General features: G+C 67.3%; 5 protein-coding genes and 1 tRNA gene. 5 read left to right on the top strand and 1 reads right to left on the bottom strand.

The features are described 5' to 3' along the window. Positions 1-134: 134 nt before the first annotated feature. From QMG86_RS31790 to QMG86_RS31775, 4 genes are all read left to right on the top strand, one after another. Complete coding sequence (locus QMG86_RS31790; protein WP_281876566.1) at positions 135-1,856, top strand: hypothetical protein; 1,722 nt, start codon at positions 135-137, stop codon at positions 1,854-1,856. Beyond that, positions 1,856-16,540: a LuxR C-terminal-related transcriptional regulator gene (locus QMG86_RS31785; RefSeq protein ID WP_281876565.1), complete on the top strand. Its 14,685-nt coding sequence runs from the start codon at positions 1,856-1,858 to the stop codon at positions 16,538-16,540. The genes QMG86_RS31790 and QMG86_RS31785 overlap by 1 nt, the downstream gene beginning before the upstream one ends. Before the next feature lie 74 nt (positions 16,541-16,614). Next, positions 16,615-18,006: a hypothetical protein gene (locus tag QMG86_RS31780; RefSeq protein ID WP_281876563.1), complete on the top strand. Its 1,392-nt coding sequence runs from the start codon at positions 16,615-16,617 to the stop codon at positions 18,004-18,006. 121 nt (positions 18,007-18,127) lie between these two features. Next, positions 18,128-18,556, top strand: a complete 429-nt coding sequence (locus tag QMG86_RS31775) for an ester cyclase (RefSeq protein ID WP_281876561.1) — start codon at positions 18,128-18,130, stop codon at positions 18,554-18,556. A gap of 90 nt (positions 18,557-18,646) precedes the next feature. On the opposite strand, the gene QMG86_RS31770 is transcribed toward QMG86_RS31775, so the two are convergent. Then, positions 18,647-18,729 (bottom strand) — tRNA-Leu (locus QMG86_RS31770). A gap of 225 nt (positions 18,730-18,954) precedes the next feature. Between QMG86_RS31770 and QMG86_RS31765 the strand changes: the two genes are divergently transcribed. Further along, positions 18,955-20,349, top strand: a complete 1,395-nt coding sequence (locus tag QMG86_RS31765; protein ID WP_281876560.1) for an FHA domain-containing protein — start codon at positions 18,955-18,957, stop codon at positions 20,347-20,349. Positions 20,350-20,359: the final 10 nt, after the last annotated feature.

Genomic DNA, 20,359 nt, shown 5'->3' with positions numbered 1-20,359 from the left:
ACATACACAACTGAGCTCATCCCGCCTCCGATAATTCTCAACACCGAGAAGAAGTGAAACGGACCTCGGGATGAGCCGAGAGGACAATGTCTTCTCTCGGTGTCGTTGACGCGGGGAGAAGGGTTTGCCGGGATATGGGTCGAGTGTTGCGGGTGGACACGGACCTGCTGCGAGCCCTGACCCCGGAACTGGCCGCCATCGCCGACGCGGCGCAGGGGGAACTCGCGCGCCTGAAGCACAGGCTCGCCGCGGAGGGCGAATGCTGGGGTGACGACGAACCGGGCCGGGTCTTCGGTGACAGCTACGAGCCCGCGGCCGAGAAGGGAGTCACCGGCTTCGAGAACCTGGTTCACAATCTGCGGGGTATGAGCAGCAGCGTCGCGGACAGCGGCGAAGCCCTGCAGGACCGAGACCAGAACCTCGGCTCCCAACTCCGTAACCAGGACCCGTTCCGCTCCGATCCGGTCGGCAGCGGCCCGTTCGACCAGCCGCGATGGCAGAGCGCGGCACCGTATCGACCCGTCTCCACACCGGATGCCGCCGATCCGGATCCTGCCCGGGACGCAGCCTCGCCCACCTCGGCGGACGACCCGGCCGGTGCGGCGAACAATCCCACCGCCGCAGCGGACGACCCGGCGGCTGCGCTGGGAAGCGAGCAGACCGGCTACCAACCCGCGTCCAACCCGGCCGCGCCCGGTCGAACGAATCCCGGCGACTACAGTCCGACCGACGGTCCCGGGTCCACCGGGCAGCAGCCGTACCCCAACTCCAACCCCACGCCGTCGGTTCCGGACCGGGCGACGCCGATCGCGCGAGGCTCCGCGCCCGCCGCGCGAACCCCGGCGTCTCCCGCTCCTACCACCCCTTCGACCGCCGATCCAGCCCCATCGGCGGCACCCAAACCCGGCGCGCCCCAGCCCTCGGCCAGTCGGGGCACACCGGAAACCCGGTGGACGAGGCCACCTACCGAGTCACCGTGGATGCGAAACGCTCCCGGCACGCCGTGGTCGCGCGGTGCCGGTGGTCCGTCCCAGGGCCAGGCCTTTCCGCCGCGCCGCAAGGGTCCCCAGCCGAGCGAGGCGAAATCGGGGAAGCCGGGCAAGGACGCGAAACCGCGCAAGAAGCCGATACCGACGGAGGCGAAGCGCTCCTGGGTACGCACCGACCCGAGCGCAGTCGCCGCCGCACAGGAACTCGCCGCCCGCCACGGTCTCCGGATCACCGGATTCGACACCTCCGGCGTGCGGCGGCCAACTGTCGACCAGATCGCGGCGGCCATCGACGGCATCCTCGGCAAATATCCTTTCATCGAGCTGGCCGGGATCGAGATCACCGATCTGCGGGACGGCGGGGTGTCTCGCGTGGTGCTGGATCGCGCGGACGACGAGGAAAACGAAGAGATCACCGGCGGATGGATCCTGCTCGACCGAATGACGCTGGCGAATCCGGCGCTGCTGGCCGAAAAGGTCGAGACGGCGGTTCGATCGGGCGAGCGGGTAGCCGGATCGGCGGAACAGCCGATGTATTCGACCATCGTGCGCGACCTCGGCCGGATACTCGCAGCGGGAACCGCTCCTGGTGTCCGGCAGTCGGCGCACCGCTCGCTGCTGATGGAGTACCAGCGCATCAGCGGGCCGTGGGACCGCGAGGTCACGCTCGCCACGATCGTCCGCGGCTACCGGAAGTGGCGTGCCCAGCTGATCCGCGCCTGCTTCCGAGGCGACCGGTTCGACCCTCGGGCGGCGGTGGCAGAAGCTTTCGCCGAAGTCGAATTGCGTGGTGAGGGAGCCTGCGGGCCCGCGAAAGTACTGCATCGCCTGGTCGTCGAGCATGCCCGCGGGCGGTCGAGCGCCTGATGGTGGCCATTCCGGACTATTTCCCCGACTGGCTGACCACCATGGTGCTGGGGCACTTTCCGGAGGGGGATCCGGAGGCGATGCGACGCACCGCCGACGCGTGGTCGGACGCGGCGAACGCGCTCGTGCCGGTACTGCATCGGCTCGAAGCGGCGTTGGAGCAGTTGGACAAGGCGGTCGAGGGCGAGACCGGTACGGCGATGCGGGAGCAGTACCGCAAGATCATCGACCAGATCCAGGCGCAGATCGATTTCAACAACGCCATGGCCCGGCAGTTGTACGACAACGCGACGGCCATCGAGTACCAGCAGTACGTCATCATCGGCATCGCCGGAGCGCTGCTGGCTCAGGTGATCATCGACATGGCGATGCCCCCGCCCGGCAGCATCGTGAAGGCCGTCGCCGACCGCGCCGAGGCCAGGGCGGGGATGGAACTGGCCAAGCGCGACTTGGTGCTGTCCATGCTGGGCAAGGCGGCGCGGTTCGTCGCGGAGCACCCACGACTGATGCTGGCCACGAAGGGCGTGTTCTTCGGCACCGCGATCGGCGGCGGTGTCCCGTATGTCGCGCAGCGTGTGCAGATCGCGCAAGGCCACCGGGAGAAGGTGGATTGGCAGCAGGTCGGGATCGGAGCGGCGGCAGGCGCTGTCGGCGGTCTTATCGGTGTCGAGGTCGGGCGGCGCGTCGCACCCGGGGCGATCCGGGCGGGTGGGCGGGTGCTCGGCACCGTGGCCGCGGGCGGTGTGGGCGGTATGGCCGGTGGCCTGGCGGGTGGGCTGACCGCGTTCGGTTTGACGGGCGGCGAACTGCGCGGCAAAGACCTGGCCACCATGGTGTGGACGGGATTCGGCTCCGGTCTGGTCGGGTCGGTCGGGGCATCGGTGCGAGCCGTGCGGGCCGGGGCGTACACCGGTGCACCCGAACCGGTGTCGTCCGCGGATCCGGGTCGACCGCCCGACGCCGCGCCACCGGCCAGGGTTTCCGCGCCCGGGGACGGTCGGCCGCCCCAGACGCAGGCAGCGACTACCGAACCTGTTTCCACCACCAGTCAGGTGGACGCGCCGGGATCGAGACGTTCCGCAGGCGGCTTCGGCGACGGTTCCGCGGATTGGGACATGCCGGACGCGATCAGGGCGGAGGGCGATCAGATCCTCCGCGACCTTTTCAACGATCTTCCGGAGGGGCCGGAGCGCGACGCCCTCGTCGCGTTCCTGAGAGGTGACGGCCCGGGGCAGCTGCCGGACGGAAGCGGCGGAATCACATCATCCGGGAATGCGCCCGACCACCCATCGGGAGGACCATCGCACCCCTCGGCACCGTCTTCTCCTGGCCGCGGCGGCTCATGGCCTGCCTGGGGCAACACACCGGCCGCGCGCGCGGGCAGCTCGGTCGCGGTGGCCGCGCCTCCCGAATCCGGTCCGGCCACAACGATTCCGGCCCGTCAGTTCCATTTCAGCGATCCTCAGGTGCGTCCGGACCAGCAGGGCACCGATGTGCTCACCGAAGGGACCATCACACAGCCGGACATCCCCACCTTCGGCGCTGAGGTCCTCGATGGCAGCAGTACTTACACCGATCCTTTGATGATCGAGTACGGACCGGCCGGCGAGATGTACTTGGTGACACCGGAGCAGACCACCGGAAACGCCACAGCATCGCCTTCGGCTCACATCGGAACGGACAACGTCCTAGGGGACGTACAGTCGGCTCCGGATACCCCGCCCGCAGTGTCTGCCGGGACCGATACGCCCGACCTCAGCGCACAGGCCGGTGCGGCGATACCGAAAGCCGACTCCGCGCCGACGGGGCACACCGCCACCACACCCGAAGCGCACAGCCCCGTCGTCGCATCGAACGCAGTGAACTCGGCCGGCCCGGCAACGGCAACACCCGCAGCGGCCACGGCAACCCCGGCGGTCGCCACGGCACCGCCGGCGGCCACGGCCACCCCGGCGGCGACAAGCGGCACCTCGCACACCAGCGGACCGAAACCACCCACCGGCCCCACCCCGCCCAGCGGTTCGCAAAACACCGGCCCGCTCGCGGGCCCCACACCGAATGCCCACGGCCCTATCACCCCCACGAGTGCGCAGGCAACATCGGCTTCGCCCGCCTCCCAGGTCTTCACCACACCATCGGCCCCCACCGCCGCAACCGGCCGACCGGGCGACGAACCCGACACCAGCCCAGAAGAATTCCCCACACCCCCGGGAACCGTCGTAGACCACCCCCGCGAGCACAACGTTCAAAAAGACCCCCGCGAGCACAGCGTCCAGCAAGACCCGCGCGACCACAGCGTCCAAAAGAAACCGGCTTCGGACTACGTCACCGTCCCCGGCGTCTCCTACCCACTGGAGGAAGAACCACCCGCCGACGCCATCCCCGTCATCCCGCGCCCACGCGCTTCGACTCCCCTACCCAACGATTCCGTCGGCTTGGGCCGCGCCTTCGAGAACCCGGACGACCCCGAGGGCACCCCGGACCCCACATCGCCACGCCAGCCGGACATCGCCAACCCCCTGTCGGATCGCCATCTCGCCGCGCCGGAAACTGATCTGGACGCCGGGCTGGGCGAAACACCCGACTCGCCGGCGATGGCGTCCCGGTACGCGACCGAACCGAACGCCGAAACACCGGGTGCTCCGCAGAAACCGGCTACCCCACGACTGAACCCGTATTCGCTCGAATACAACGAGGACCCCAGCCGTCTGCCCGCTATAGGCGTAGTACCGAGCCTCTCACCCGCCCCGCAATCGAAGAAGAGGGACGGAAAGCGCCTGGTCGCCCGAATGGGTGGCGAGCCGGACGACAAACCCGAACGCCGCAAAAAACAACCGCCACCGCCACCGCCACCGCCGGTAGAGGCGGCCGAGAGACCTGTCCCGACGCCGCCGCCGGACGTGCGGTCCGATGTGCAGAATTCCGCTGATCGTTCCGGTCACACACAGAAGCTGGGCCGGCCGGCACAGGCCAAGGGCCGCGAGAGTGTCGGTCCAGCAAACGATTTCACCAGGATAAAGGACGGGATCACCACCGCCTATCGGCAAACCGAGGGTGCAGGGGAGCTTCACCCGGTGAGCCAGGCGCTGGCGCGGATGGGACCGCTCGATCTTGTCCTTCTCAGCGAGCTGAGCCCGCTGGTGCGCAGACGCATCATCGACGTCGTATCCGCCGTGGAGAACGGTCAGGAACTCTCGCCCTTGCAGAGTGACGCGGTCAAGGCATTCATCCGGCTGTTGCCGATGGAGCCGCTCGATAGCACCGGGACGCTGACCGATATCGAGTTCACCGAGCTCCGATTGGTCGCGGAGGACAAATCACTCCGTGAGATCGGCGTATTGATCGGGTTGAAGGAGACTACGGTCCGGGCCCACCTGGTGCGCATCGAACGCAAGCTCGGCGCCGAGGATCGAGTGACAGCGGTGGTGGCGGCGATCCGCAGCGGCATCTTGCCGCGAACGCTCGAGGACGGCGCGGCTCGCGCCCGTTCGCCCCTTCCCGGGCTGACCCAGCGCGAGATCCAGGCTCTCGCTCTGGTCGCGGACGGCAGATCGAGCCCTGAGATCGCGGCGCAGCTCGACATCTCGGTGGCCGCGGTGAATTCTCTCGTGGAGCGCGCCGGTGAAATGCTCGGCTCCGCCACCCGGGCCGGAATGGTTGCCGTGGCCGTCAGTACGGACGTCCTCTCTCGCAGCACACAAGAAGCTGATTCCGGCCGGGATCTTCCTGAACTGACTCCACGCGAGATCGACGTACTCTCTCTCGTCGCCGAAGGGAAGACCAGCGCCGAGATAGCCGACGACCTCGGACTGACACCGCAGACTGTGGAGTCCTATGCCTCCAGGATCAACCGAAAACTAGGCGTCGGCACCAGAGCCGGCTCGGTGGCAATCGCCATCCGCACCGGCGTCATTCCTCCGATCGAAGCGCGTGCGGCAGGCGGCACCGCCCGGCCCGAGCTGACGCCTCGTGAAAGAGAAGTGCTCGAGCTGGTCGCGAAAGGCGCGAACGACAACGAGATAGCCGCCGCTGTGGGCCTGACCCGACAGAGCGCGAAGACGTACGTCTCCAACATCAACCAGAAGTTCGGTACCCATCACCGCGCGGGGATGGTGGCTTTCGCACTGCGCACAGGCAATCTCCCGCTGGCGGATCCCGCCCCGGTCACCCGTGCCGAGCTGTCAGCGGGTGGCGGTGCCCAGGGTGGACGACAGTCGACCCGACCGCACGGCGCAGTCGACAGCTACTACGACGCCGATCCGGCGGCCGCACTCGGGCTCTCTCCCAGAGATCATCCAGGCCCGATCGCGGCGCACGTACCCCGCGATGTGCCGCTCTGGGCGATGGGCTTCAACCGCAACCCCCACACCGGCGAGGAATGGGGCGACGCCTCGGACCAGAGCGGCCCCAGGCAGTCCCCGAGCGACGCCCACCGAGGTTCTGCGGTGCATTCTCGACCGGATCCGGACAATTCATCAGCGCGGAAGCCGCCTACCGATCGGTCGAACGCGTCGGCCGACCATACGGAGTCGGCGGCACAGCCGCGTCCGACCACTCCATGGAGCGGTCATCCCGACGCGGCGACTACGCCGCCGACCACCGAGGCCGCGCGAACCACACCGTGGAATCGTGCTGGAGAGAGCGAGTCAACCGAGGGCGGGTTCGCCCGCGGCAAACAACCCGATGCGAAAGACGCCGGGAGAGGCGGGGAGCGGGGACAGCCCGACGACCACGAGCCGCCCGGCAAGCCCGAGACGCCGAATCATGAATCGGCCGAGAACGAGACCTCGACTCCGAAACCGTCCTCGGCTCCCGACTTCCGCAACGCCGACTACGCCGATCTGCGCGCCTGGGCCGCCGGACTTTCCGACGAGGACGCGCGCCACCTGCTCGACCGTCTGCATGCCGATGCAACCGCCCACCTGGACGCGCTCGAGCGCGGCGCACCTCCGCCGGGAACGGAAGTGGTGGCAACCGCTCGGGCCTTGAGCGTCGTCATGTGGGAGCAGAGCCACCGGCTCGGCACGGAAACGCACGCCGGCCCGATCCACGATTACGCGACCCTGTTCGCCGTCAGCCGACAGCTGGCCGCTCAGCTCCCGACTGTCCGAAAGTTGTACGCGGCGGCCGACACCGTGTTCACCGTGGCCGGAGCGTTGGCGCTCGACACGCCCGGCTCGGCTGGCGCGCGCGGGTCCATCATGGCCAACGATTTCAACGTCATGCACAGCGTGCCAGAACATCTCGGCCGCTCGGTGGACAAGATCGAACGATCCTTCGGTTCCGTCCCGTGGTCGGCGGAGTCGTCACTTTCGCCACGGAGCGCGGCGGATCCGGAACACCGCGGACTCACCGCCGCCGCGGTTCAGCAGGTGCAAGGTTTGCGGCTGCATTTCGAAACGGTACGGGAGACCAGCGGAACGGACTGGTCGGAGTTCGTCGACGAGTATCTGACCTCGAGGTCCGAGCTCGGATTCGATTCCGAACTCGCCCGCGCCATGGCATCCCTGACGGAGGAAGCGGAAGCCTTCGCTAGTGCGCAAACCGGCTCGGAGCAGGAGTTCGCCGTCGCCGCGGCACCCTATCTGTCCGATCTGACCGCAGTGACGACCCATTATCTGACTCGATCCCGCGATACCGGACTGGCCTTCGATCTGCTTCACCAGGCCCGTCGCGCCTTCACCCGCGTCGCTGAGCGTCTGCCCCACTGGCAACCGGCGCAGCACGCCGCCCGAACGATGACATTGCTGTACGAAACCGTCACCGCTGCCCATCCGGAGCTGCCGATTCACGAATACGCGCGCATGATGCGTAGTTACGCGCTGATCTGGCTCGCCGAGCCGACTGGATTCCCCCGATCGCTCGACCAGACCTTGCGAGAGCTTCGCCGTCTGGGCACTCCGAGCACCACGGCGAACGCTCCGGATCTTGCCGTCGATGACAATGTGCCTCGTCGCATGATGTCCGCCTCGGAATTCGCCGCACGACTGGCCGAGGCCGAACGTTCCGGTCCACCTGTTCGCACCGCGCCCGCGCACATGTTCACGCAGAACAGCGTGACCGAACTGCTCACCTACCCCGACGGTTTCCTTGTGGTCGAGAAGAGCGCGCTGACGCGAAGCGCCCGCGCCGCAGAAATCCTGGCTTCCGCGGTCGGACATGCGATGGAGGCGCCGGTCCCGCCGGTGCTTCCGGTCGATGGCGACGACAGCGCCGTACGGATGCCGTGGCTGCCCGGTATCACCGTGCGGGGAACGATGGATGACCCCGGGGCCATCTCCGCTATGGAAGCCCTGCTCGGCCATCCGGACGCAGATCAGCTGGGTCTCCTCGATGTGGCGATCAACAACTGGGACCGGCAGATGAACTGGATGCGCGACCGGAATCGCTTGTACGGCTATGACCATGCGTTCGCGTTTCGCGCGCCGGTGGATCCCAGCTCGAGCCCCTTCTCACAGCCCTACGTCAGCGATGTGGTCGCTGAGAACTCCGAAGACCCGTACGTGTGGTTGCCCCACAACCGCAGCCGGTCGCAGATCGACAGATATCTGCGCGCCGTCGAGGGGCTGCTCCCGCTGTTCGAGGAGTACCAGTTCCCCGAATGGCATCCTGGCGTGGTCGCACGACTGCGCTGTGCCAGAGACCACGCCCGCGATTCTGCGTCCGCCGATCCGGGGCTCGCGGGAGCGGCACAGGCATCGACAACCGGCACGCCGACGACCGTTGAGTCCCCGGCTCCTGCGTTCGTGGGATCCGAAGCAGCCCGGACCGAAGCACTCTCCGAGGAGTTTGTGAATCCACCCTGTGTGGTAGGAGCATTCGCGGATGCCGAGGAACTCGGGTTCGACGTGCAGCAGCCGGTGGACGCGGATGGACCGGTTCCGGCGGCGGCGGTGTCCTGGCTGGCCGGAGCGCACCACGAGCGGTTCGATGGCGGTCTCGGTGAAGTCGCGCACTTCCTGGCCGATCTGGGGCCCGGGGCAGGGATGCTGGTGAATGCCCGCCCGGTCGGTGCGACGATCGGGCATCTCTTCCTGCTGTACAACGACGGTGAACAGATCTGGATACACGATCGGCAGGCAGTGGAGCCGAAGGCGGTGTTCGATCCGGAGAATCCCCCCTTCACAGCGCAAACCACCCATGCGCTGAGGTTGACCCGCCGGGGTGGTCGCAGCACGTTGGCGTCTCGACAGTGGCAACTGGGCGAAGACATCGTTCCCGGTGATCCGGATATGACCCGCGGGCGGGCCCTACGACCCATCGATGCCGGTGCGCTACCGCCCGACGACGACGTCGACGAACCGTCGGCCGTCGCGCCGCCGATCCCGCGCACGACTACAGAACCTCCGGGCACGACCAACCCACCGGCTTCTGAGAACCACCAGAGCCGGACTCCGATGTCCGAGCACGAGCCGACCGACTCACCCGAGCGGCCTGGAACACAACGCGCTACGAAGCACGTCGGCCTGATCGGGCAGGCAAGCGTCCCTTCCTGGGACGACATCGACGGCGCCGGCGCACTCGCGGACGGTGGCCCCTCGGACCTCGCGAAACGGCAACAGATGCGCGGGCGGCGACAGGAACTCGGTGAACTCCACATCGATGGTGGTGGTTGGGTCTCCGGGGGATGGCAACAGCGCGGACTCGATCCGGACGAGGCTGCCGTTGCCGCGGTACGAGAGCTGCCTGCGACTGCGGGACATTCGAATCCGGATCTGACGCTGGAATTCTTTCCGCTCTACGCATCCGACGGTCTGCGCACCGAGGAGGACTTGGAGGCGGTCGCGACGGCGGTCGCTGACATGATGCGCGAGTGCGGCTGGCGCGATCGGGATCAGATCGAAGCCGCATCCGAGTTGGTGCGCGGTGCGGGGCGCAACGCCATGACGTACATGGAGCGGTACACCCGCGCACTGCAACGGTCTGGCGTCGAATGGTACGAGGAACAGACGGCCGTGCAGGACATGAAGGCTCGGCTCATGCTGCGGATGTCCACGCAGGCCGATGCCCGATCGCTCTGCGTGTCGTTCGACGTGGACCAATACCGTCCTGAGCGATCTCCCGACATCCGAATGTTCACGTGGCACGCGCCGCTGTTCAGCCATGCGGAGGTGGGAGCCGAGGTGCGGGGGCTGCTCGACTCTGCCACCGTGTCGGGTGTCGAGCAGTGGGGCGAGGTCTGGGCCCGATTCGACGAGCCGCGACCGGAATCGAGCGGCGACAGCTTCATCGAGCCGCCGCCCCGAGGAGATCTCGACACGAAGGCTCGTATCGTTCGGAAACTGTTCGACGATCACCGCATCCGTTTCTCGGGCTGGGAGGATCCGGTTGTCACAGTGCAAGCCGTCGAATCCGTCGACCGTGCGCTGCGCGATCGGATCGCGGAACACGGCAGCCGCTTCGCTCTGCGGTACTTCGTGTTCGACGACGAGATCGAGGGCTTCGGCCTGACCCAGAGTTTCGGTACCACGACTCCCGACACCAAGGATTACTACGTAACTGTCACGCTCAACAAGAAGATCTTCACCGATCCGGAGTTCGCACAGGCGTGGGCGGATCAGGTCGCCGACCACCGCTGGGCGCAGTCGGCCGAGGACATGATCTACCAGGTGACACACCATGAGTTCATCCACGTCGTAGCGGACGAGGGTAATTGGGCGCTCCACGACCTCGCGCCGGCGATGTTGCGAGCGGCCCATGAGCTCTACCGACAACTCGATCTGATACCGGCCGATGTCGGGTACACCGAGTGGCTTGCGCTGCTCCCCCACTACTCGCTGCTGTCGTTCTCGCACCCCGTGACGGATACCTTCGACCCGATCGAGGGTGTGGCGGAAGGGGCGAGGGCCGGCGCGGTCGAGTCATGCTTGCCGTTGACCGATCCGGCGCGAGTGCTGCATTGGCTGACAGTGACACGTGACGGATCGTCGCCGGCGGAGTTCTTGGCGCGATGGGCACAGCGACAAGCATCCGGCGATCCGGATATATCGCTGCTCGTGCAGGACTTCTGTGACGTCACCGGCCGCAATGACATCGCGATACCGTCCAGTCCCCGTCCGGGGGATACGACAGTCGATGTCCTGGCGGCCGCGACCGGCGGGCAGCCGCAGCACTTCGCCCATGCCGGTGAGATCGAGGCACGGTTACGGGCGTGGGACGAGTCGCCGGACAATCGAGGCGACGGTGTCTCGGCACTGGTCGTCCCGCCGGAAGGAGATCCCTACCTGCTGGTGCGCCGCCTCTCCTCGGACGGGACCACGCGGATCGAGCTGCGAAACCCGGTCGAGGGCGTGCTGCGTGCCAATCACGTCCGGTCCACGCGATCGCCGGCACCGCTCGGCGCGCAGGCGATGTTCTTCGATGAGACCGGCGCGCCGATCCCGGGTCCCCTCAGCCCAGTTGGCCGCTCCGCGCCGCACACCTACGCGGTCGAGGTCGAAAGTGGTCATCTCGACCCGCACGTCGACCCCGCTGTAGCAGCCGGTCTCGCCCCCGAGCGCTTCCGGCACGTCGCAGGGGTGCGCAGGTCTGGGATCATTCCCAAGGACGCCCATCTCGCGTTCCACCACAACCCCGAAAACGGCCAGGAGTGGGGTGAACACGAACCGGCTCCGCGCCCCGGACAGCCAAGTGCCCGCGAGAGCACCGGCGGCGGCATTCGCATAACTCCCGCCGGCCTGATCGTGCCCGCCGACCCGACCAACCGCTTGATCGTGCCTGCCGCGCATGTGCTGCCCGCCGATCCCTCTCTGGAAGAACTCATGGAGCGGCTGCGCCCGTGGAAGGAGATCTTTTCCTACTTCTGGGAATTCCCGCTGCCCCGGGAAGGTGAGCCGTCCGGCCGCGAATGGATCGAAAGCAGCGAGCGAAAAGCTTGGATGAGGAGGCGGGCGATTCGACGGACCCCGCTCTATGCGGGGGTCGACGCGGCCGTACGGTTGACTCTCGGAGCCGAGAGACTGCTGAAGGCGCCCAATGCGACTCCTGGACCCGCGACGATCCAGCAACGACGGGTGATTCCGGGTCGTGGGGAAACAGATGCCGAGAAGAAGCGGACGATGCACCCCGACGCGAAGGTACGCGAGGCGAATCGCGCCGACGTCGAGGAGATGACGGCCTTCGAGAAGTTCTGGAGGAAAGTGTCCGGGGACGAGCTGCCCCAGACCAAGCAGATTCGCCGGGGAGAAATGGCCTACGTCGGAGGTCGTCTGCTCCGCGCAGAGGGGCACAACCTCATGGTGGCGGGTCGTTATGCCGAGGGCTACCACCTCATGGTGGCGGGACGTGATCCCGTCCTCACTCCCGAGGAGTACGCGTTGTGGCTGATGTTCAGCCACGACGCACTGTGGACCGTGCACTATCCCGGCTGCCGAGAGCTGGAACCGCAATCGCCCGACTTCCTGCTCACGCGCTACCTGACGGTTGCCATCTTCGACAAGATCGCCTCCAAGCCGCTCGAGGTCCAGTACTTGGATGATGTCGTCCGTCCGTACTTGCGCCGTCAGGGTGTCGCAGCCGGCCGGGTATTGCTCCACGAACTATCCCATCACCTGCCGAATTCATGCCGCTCCACGATGGAGCAGCTCGGGGTGTGGGCACTCAGAGGCCTGGGCCGAAAGGTAGGGGCCGAGGTCGAGGAGCACCTGGACAACTGTGCGGCCTGCCGGAACTCCGCTGCGACTCTTCCCGCAGTGGACAGCAGCCTGGGCGGCCGCAAGCTGCTCGTTCCGCCGGGCCCCGCCGGAGACGGCGCCACTCGGTTCCCCCCTACCGCACCAGCGCAGACCGCTCCTACGACTGGCGCCCGCACGCCCGCACCACGGGCTGGGACGTCAGCGGACCACGCCCAAGCCGCCCCCGCGCAGCAACTCGACGAGCGCGCGGCTCGAGACGACGAGGTCGGTGACGGTGACGCCAGGCGCGGCGGCACTCCCGCACGACCACCCGAGGGCGTACTCCGGGGCGGTAGCCGTCCCGCGCCCACGGTCGATCCGCGAGATGGGGTGCACGGCCCGAGCACCGTCGGGCGAGCGCAAGCAGTCCGTCCGGGCGCCTATCCGCAGGCCGCGTTCGATCCGGCTGTCGCGCTGGATGTTCCGCCGCACCGTGCCCGTGGTCTCGATGGACTCGGCTTCGATCCGCCGCAGGCGGTGGCGAATCACCTCGGCGGCGTGCCGCGGGGATTGCCCGAGGGCGTGGTGGCCCATGCCGCGAATGCGGACGACACGCACGGCGCCCTCGGCGGTGGACGAAGAGAAGCCGAGCGAATCGCCAGCGCTGCGCTGTCGACCTTTCGGGTCGAGGCCACATTCGACAACCTGTGGAATTGGGCCGCACGCCTCTCCGATGACTCCCTCCACCACCTGCTGACCGGCTTCACCGACCGGGTCGCCGGACAGCTGTCGGCCATTCATCGCGGCAAACCGCCATCGGTGACCGACCGCGTGACCAACCCGGCACGCTTACTGGGCGCGATCGTGGCGGAAGCGGCCCGCCGCTTCGGCGACAGCGTTCCTACCAACACGCCGACCACCTACCGGGATTTGCTCGCGCTCGGGTCCTGGCTGCGGGCGAACCGAAGCACCGTCGCCGACCTGCACGCCGGCATGACCGCCGTGCTCGACGCCGCGTTCGCGGTAAGCCGTACGGCCGCAGGGCACCGCTGGTCGGTGGATGCCATGCATCACACGGTCCCGGCGCATGTCCAGGAGGTAGCACGCCATATCGAAGAAGCCGGGCGGCACCGCATCTGGTCTGAGGAGGATGCATTCCCGCCGGATGGCGCCCTCGATGCGGAACATGTGCGGCTTGTGCAGTCCGTCGTGCTGGACGACGTGCGCACCCCGACGATGGCTCAGATGGTCGCGCGGTGGGCCGATGTCATGGACACGCTGCTACGGTTGCGATCCAGCGAGGACTTCTCGCCGAGGTACGCCACGATCTTCGAGTCGCTGCCCATCCACGCCCTTGCGCTCGATCGGGCGCGAACCGGCTCCGACCGGCTGTTCGCAGCGACGGCAGCGACTGCTCTGCCGCATCTGCTCGATGCGGCGTTCTACCTGCTCCCCACCAGCAACTCCGCCTTGGGACTGGACTACCTGCGTCAGATCGACGACCTGCTGAACGAGGCCACCACTCGCTTCGCGAACCACATTGCCATCTACTCGCTCCAGGAAGCCGCCGACGACATACACAGGCTCTACGAAGAAATCATCGCCGCGGACTCCCGCCGATCGCACGAGGTGCGGGCGCGGCGCATTCACGACGCGCTATCGGACTTCTTCGGCATCGGATCGGAGCCGCACCTACACCGGACATTTCATTGGGCAGTGCGGGCGCTGTGGGGACTGGGTAGTCAGCATCCGGGGATCGAATACGCGACTCGGGAGCACCGGCTGGACCCCGTCCTGCCGTGGGACTGGGATATCACCGATGACGAGCGTGCCCTCGTCGCAACCGCAGCGGACTTGCTGCACAGCCTCTGGGGACCGGAGGTCGGCATCTCGTCATTGCTACGCCACAGCGATTCCCCGGATCTGTTCGAGGACACCTTCGACAGCGTCTCGAAGAACATGCGTTGGTGGATGAAGCTGGGAAGATGGACCGGCGGGCACACAACGATCGGTTCCCTGCTGGCGGGAGCCACGGACTTCTCGGTGTCGCAGATGCAGTTGGCGGTGCTGAGACAGTATCCCCACATCATCGGAGCCGCCGCAGGCATCGAATACCGGGCGCGGGATCTGGCGAATCGGCTATCGCTCGCCCGCGATCTCGAATCCCCCGGGCTCGCCCCCGAAATCCGGCATCAGCTCGCCGCGCTGCGCGAGCAACTGGCAGAGGTCAGACACCGCGCCTTCGGGCTCCGCAGCCCCGGCTCCGGTCCGGCACCAGTGCTGCTGACCTCCTACGATCCCATCGCCGAAGGCGGCACCGGCAGAGCTGTCATCTCGATCGGCGAAGCCGACAGCGCATCCTTCATGGCGTTCAACGTCACCGGAACCGACACGCTCATCACCGGTCCGTCGAACTGGTCGGATATCGCCTGCCGGCAGTACGAGGAAGCGCAGCGGCATGCGCCCCCCGACGCCCGCGTAGCGATCATGTTCACCGTCGGCTTACCGGGTGGGAGCGGTGCACCTACGCACGCCGCAGGGCCGGACACCATGCCGATGGACAACGTCATCGAAGCCCGAGACGTAGCCGGGGAGATCGTGGCGAGAGAACTCATGACCTACGACGCAACCCGCGAATTGGCCCTCGACAGCCGCGACGAGAGTTGGTCGCGAATGGTACGGCTATCCACCGCGATCGGGCACGGCGACGGTATCGGTGTGCTGCGCGCGGCCGCTAATACCTTGTGGCTCGATCGAGCTGTGGACCAGATCGTTCTCGCTCCTGGTTCGGCCGACGACCGGCTACCCACCGCCAGTCAGCTCGATATCGGCACCGAGCATGTGTACACGCTCAATCCCCACCGCGACCGGAACGGCGATCCGAACACCATCGGGCTGATCATGGTCGGACGCGGCGCCGATATCGAATCCGCACCCGACGCCGAAAGCCGCTCAGCCGCTCCGCTGATCGAGACGCCCACGACCGTCCGCGATCTCGCTCAGCTGCTCTCCGCGCACGAATACCGCCCCCTCGAGGGCAGCCGGGGATACGCCATGACTCACGACGAGGGCCTGACGGTGTACCGAGCAGCACAACCACTGCTCCAGGACGCCCTGACGGGAACCTACAACACGACCGTCCTCCTCGAAGACCTCGGTTTAGTCCTGCGCATCGGTCGACCTGATACCGACAGCTACGATCCACGTTTCGGACCTGAGCACAGAACCCTCCCGGTCATCTCCCGATACGTGCGGAACGCACCTCAACTACTGAAAGTTCTCACCGGCCGCATGCCGGACGGGCGCGTCATCGACGAATCGGCGCCGATTCTGATCGAAAGGCTCGCGCGGGGACAGAATCTCGCCGAGACATTCCGGCGAGCCGACCGGCGAACGATCCGGTCCCATCAGGGTCTGATACTGCGGACCTTCGCGAGCATCCACGAGCAGCTGCGCGCGATGCCGGAGGACCATCCGCTGCTGGATCAACTGACCCCACCAGGCGTCGCCAAGGGCGACACCGGCGGGTGGTACCTGAATCATATCGATTGGTACACCGAGAATTTCTATCGGCGGCACCTCGATCGCTTCGGTCACCTGTTCGAGGAGTTCGGCCTGCTCCACGGCAATCCTTTCGAACCGCTGATCGATGAGGCTCGATCGATGCGGGAGTCCCGCCACCACATCCTGCATGCCGACCCGAACGAGGGAAACTTCCTCATCAGTAACGAGCTACGCGTGACCCTGCTCGACTGGGAACTCGCCGTCAACGGTCCGAGCGCCTACGACTGGGCCCGGCTGGGCCATCTCATTCCAGGGATCGAGGTGCCTCGTGAACTCGGCGGCCCCGACATGGTCAAATTCGCCCGGCTCGAGAAGTTCAAGCGGGTCATGAACGACACCGTCAAACTGGCGCCGCTGGCTGCCGCCGGACAACTCACCCCGCAACTGATCGAATTCATCGACACCGAATTCAGCGAGGCCGTGATCCAGGTGCGTCAGCTATCCGGTCACACCGATCTGCTGCCGCCACGGGCGGAACTCGAAATTCTCCGGTCATGGCGACCGTGAAAGACCGCAGCCGGCACTGCTCACTCCGCGGTGTGCGGCGAGATCAGTGACTGGATATCGATACGGAGGACGACGTGGTAGACGCCCCCGGTGGGCTGACCAGAGAACACCCACTCGCTCGTGCGCTGGCGACGCACGCGCCGACCGGGTGGGAGCGGGTGGACGCGGTGTTCGCGGTCACGGTGGTGGGTGAGATCGCCCAACTCGTGTATTCCGTCGGCCGGCAGGCGGTGTCGGTAGACCCGCCGGAGCCGGTGCTCGCCATCGTCCGGGAGCACCGTGCGATCGCGGCCTGCTCCGGGGCGGACCCGTGGTGGCGGATGATGATCGCGATGACGAGTTCCGGCCGGATCGAGGTCGCCTACGACTACGGCGACGAACCCTTCCCGGACGGTCAGCTGTTCGTGCCCGAGGCGTATCGCGCCGATCTCGAGGCGTATCCGCGCGAAAAGGTGCCGGTGTGGCTGGCCGCCTACATCGGGCATGGCGACCGGCAGCGGCGCACTCCACAGCAGGCCGCCGCCCAGGCCCGTGCCGACCGGGCGCAGCAGGTGTGGGCGGTACTCGCGGAGAACGAGTTCCCCCCATTCCCGCAGATGTGGGCCCGATGGACCACGATCGCAGCGGCTTTTGTGGCGGCGAAGTCGGAATGGGGTCCGCGCATGCTGCCCTGGGTCGGGGTGTTCGAAGGCACTGCGCGCGGCGGCTCCACGTTGCACGCGCTTCCGGCCGGACGCGCCGTGTTGTCCGGTGGCGTCTGGAACGCGCCGACACTCGACGCTGTGTACAACGCCGGCGCACCGATGCCCGAGCTGTACGGCGGCGCGCCGGACTGGGTGGCCGACCCCGTCTTGAATCCGCGGGCCGCTTCCGGCCTGCTGTCATTCTGCTACTGGTGGGAAGCCGGGCGGTGGTACCGCGGGCAGTCGCCGTCGGCCCAGGAGTGCGCGCCCGCGGTGCCGGGCGTCTGGACGCGCGAAACGGCGATGAAGGTCGTGGCCGGGGTGCTCGGGGACCGTCCGGGCGCGGACGCGATGGAGGCGATAGGAGCGTTGTTGTCCGCCGCCGAGATGGGAAGGGTGACACGAGCCACGCTGGCCGCCGTCTTCGGCGACGACGGCCGCTTCGACATCGATGGCGCGCTCTATCAGTTCTCGGTGGCCGGGCTGCAGTCCACGGTGCCCGAGCCGATGCCCGCCGAAGCGGCGATCAGCCGGGTCCGGGACTACGTCACCGGACGGCAGCTGGACACCACCGGGTATCCGCTGTCGCGGCTGACCGCCGAGCGCTTCCGCTTCGGCTGGATGGTGCACGTGCCCGCGCGCGAGAACCCGCGGTCGGACCGGGCGATCTTCTATATCGCCGACGACGGCGAGTTCGCGCACTCGTCCTCGGCCGTCGATCAGGCGCGCTTCATCGCCGCGTTCGAACAGCGCTTCCTCGACCGCCACGGCCCGGTGAACTGATGGTTCGCTACCAAGCTGTATCCGATTTCTGAGCAGTGTTGTCGGAGGTTGCCGCACGCGCGGTGCGACACTCGGGTGAATGGCCGCTCGCCGCCCGGCACCCCGAGGAGGAAGGTCGATCATGTCGCTGGAAGCCAACAAGGCGCTGGTCCGCCGGTTCTATCAGGAAATCGACGCGGGGAACGTCGACGCCATGGACGAAATCGTCGCGGAGGATTACATCGATCACTCGCCGCCGCCCTTTCCCGGCCTCGCCCCGGGTCGGGAGGGCCTCAAACAGGCGTTCCGCATGTTCTGGGACGCCACTCCAGGACGGCACGTGATCGAGGATCAGCTCGCGGAAGGCGACCGGGTCGTCACCCGGCTCACCGCGTACGGCCGGCACACCGGCGACCTGCCGGGGATACCGGCGACCGGGAACGAATTGACGATGACCGGCACGGCGATCCACCGGATCGCGGACGGCAAGATCGCGGAGAAGTGGTCCGACAAGGACGTGCTCGGATTTTTGCAGCAACTGGGCGTACTGCCCGCTGTGGGAGGACACTGACGCGCCCGGACATGGGTCACCAGCGATTCGAAACACAGAAATAGGGAAAGCCGCGTATCAGAATGAACCTGAAACACGGCTTCCCGTCTGTGGGCGAAGGGGGACTTGAACCCCCACGTCCCGAAGGACACTGGCACCTGAAGCCAGCGCGTCTGCCATTCCGCCACTCGCCCGAGCGACTGGGAGACAGTATCACGGCCCCGCGCCGGATACGAAATCGCCATTTCAGAGGCCTGACTGGGGGGCTGAACGGGCCCGGGAACCTGGGGCCGTCGCCAAGAGTTACAGGTGTGGACGATCGTGGATATCATGCAATGAACGTGGTCGATTAGCGACACGCCATACACGCGTGTCGTTGTTACGAATCAGGAAGAGACGCGCACCGAAGGGAGGCCGAGATGGGCATCGTTTCGCGATTCGAGCGTCGCCTGCAAGGCGCCGTCGGTGACGTGTTCGCCCGAGTGTTCGGCGGCAGTGTCGTACCCCAGGAGGTGGAGGCGGCGCTGCAACGCGAGGCCGCCGACCACGTCCAGGACCTGGGCGGCGGGCATCTGCTTGCGCCCAACAGCTATGTGATCACGATCAACTCCTCCGATCACCAGCAGTTGGATGCCGACCACGACCTCACCACCCGCGCGTTCGCCAAACACCTCCAGGACTACATCCGCGACCAAGGCTGGCAGACCTACGGCGAAGTACACGTGGCGTTCGAGGCATCACCTACGCTGCACACCGGACAGTTCAGGGCGAGTGGCCGCGTCGATCCCGACGTCGGACACAGAGCCAGCGCGGCTCGCGGCCCCGAATCACCGCCACAACGACCTGCAAACCCGCAACCAGGAGCTGGCCCCATGACGCAGAACTCAGGCTACGACCCGAGCCGTGAGCCCGCGGAGTCCGATCCACGCAACCGCGGGTACGCTCCACCGCCTGCCGGTCGCGGCGGTCCGCAGAACGGCGCGTACCGCGACGACTACGGCCGCGGCGGCGCGTACGGGGCGGATTACCAGGCTCCGGACGCGCAGCAGGGTTACGGCGACTACCAGAACGGCTACGACTACCCGCAGGGTGGCCAGGGATACGGCCAGCAGGGCGGCTACGGCGAGTCCGGCTACGGCCAGCAGGGCGGCTACACCGACCGCGGCTACGGCCAGCAAGGCTACGGCGAGCCGGGTTACGGCCAGCCAGGCTACGGCGAGCCGGGTTACGGCCAGCAGGGCTATGCCGACCAAGGCTACGGCCAGCCGGGCTACAGCGAATCCGGCTACGGCCAGCAGGGCTACGCCGACCAGGGTTACGGCCAGCAGGGCTACGGTCAGCCCGGGTACGGCCAGTCCGGATACACCGACCCGGGCTACGGCGATCAGAACTACGCCGACCAGGGCGGCTACGGCCAGGAAGAGCAGGGCGGCTACGGCCAGGCATACTCCCAGCAACCGGGGTACGGCGCGCCGCAGGGCTACGCGGGCGGAGCAGGCTACGGCGCCGCGCCGCAGGCAGGTTCGGGCTATTCGGCGACCCTCCAGCTGGACGACGGCAGCGGCCGGACTTACCAGCTGCGGGAAGGCAGCAACATCATCGGCCGCGGCCAGGACGCGCACTTCCGCCTGCCCGACACGGGCGTCTCGCGCAGGCACATCGAGGTGCGCTGGGACGGCCAGACCGCGATGTTGTCCGACCTCGGCTCCACCAACGGCACCCTGGTGAACGGTTCCCCCGTGCAGGATTGGCAGCTCGCCGACGGCGACGTCATCCGTGCCGGGCACTCCGAGATCCTGATCCGCATCGTCTGATCCCGTAAGC

The organism is Nocardia sputorum, from assembly GCF_027924405.1.
GTDB classification, from domain to species: Bacteria; Actinomycetota; Actinomycetes; order Mycobacteriales; family Mycobacteriaceae; genus Nocardia; species Nocardia sputorum.
The sequence above is the reverse complement of the archived record's forward strand: the minus strand, read 5'-3'. Positions and strand labels throughout refer to the sequence as shown.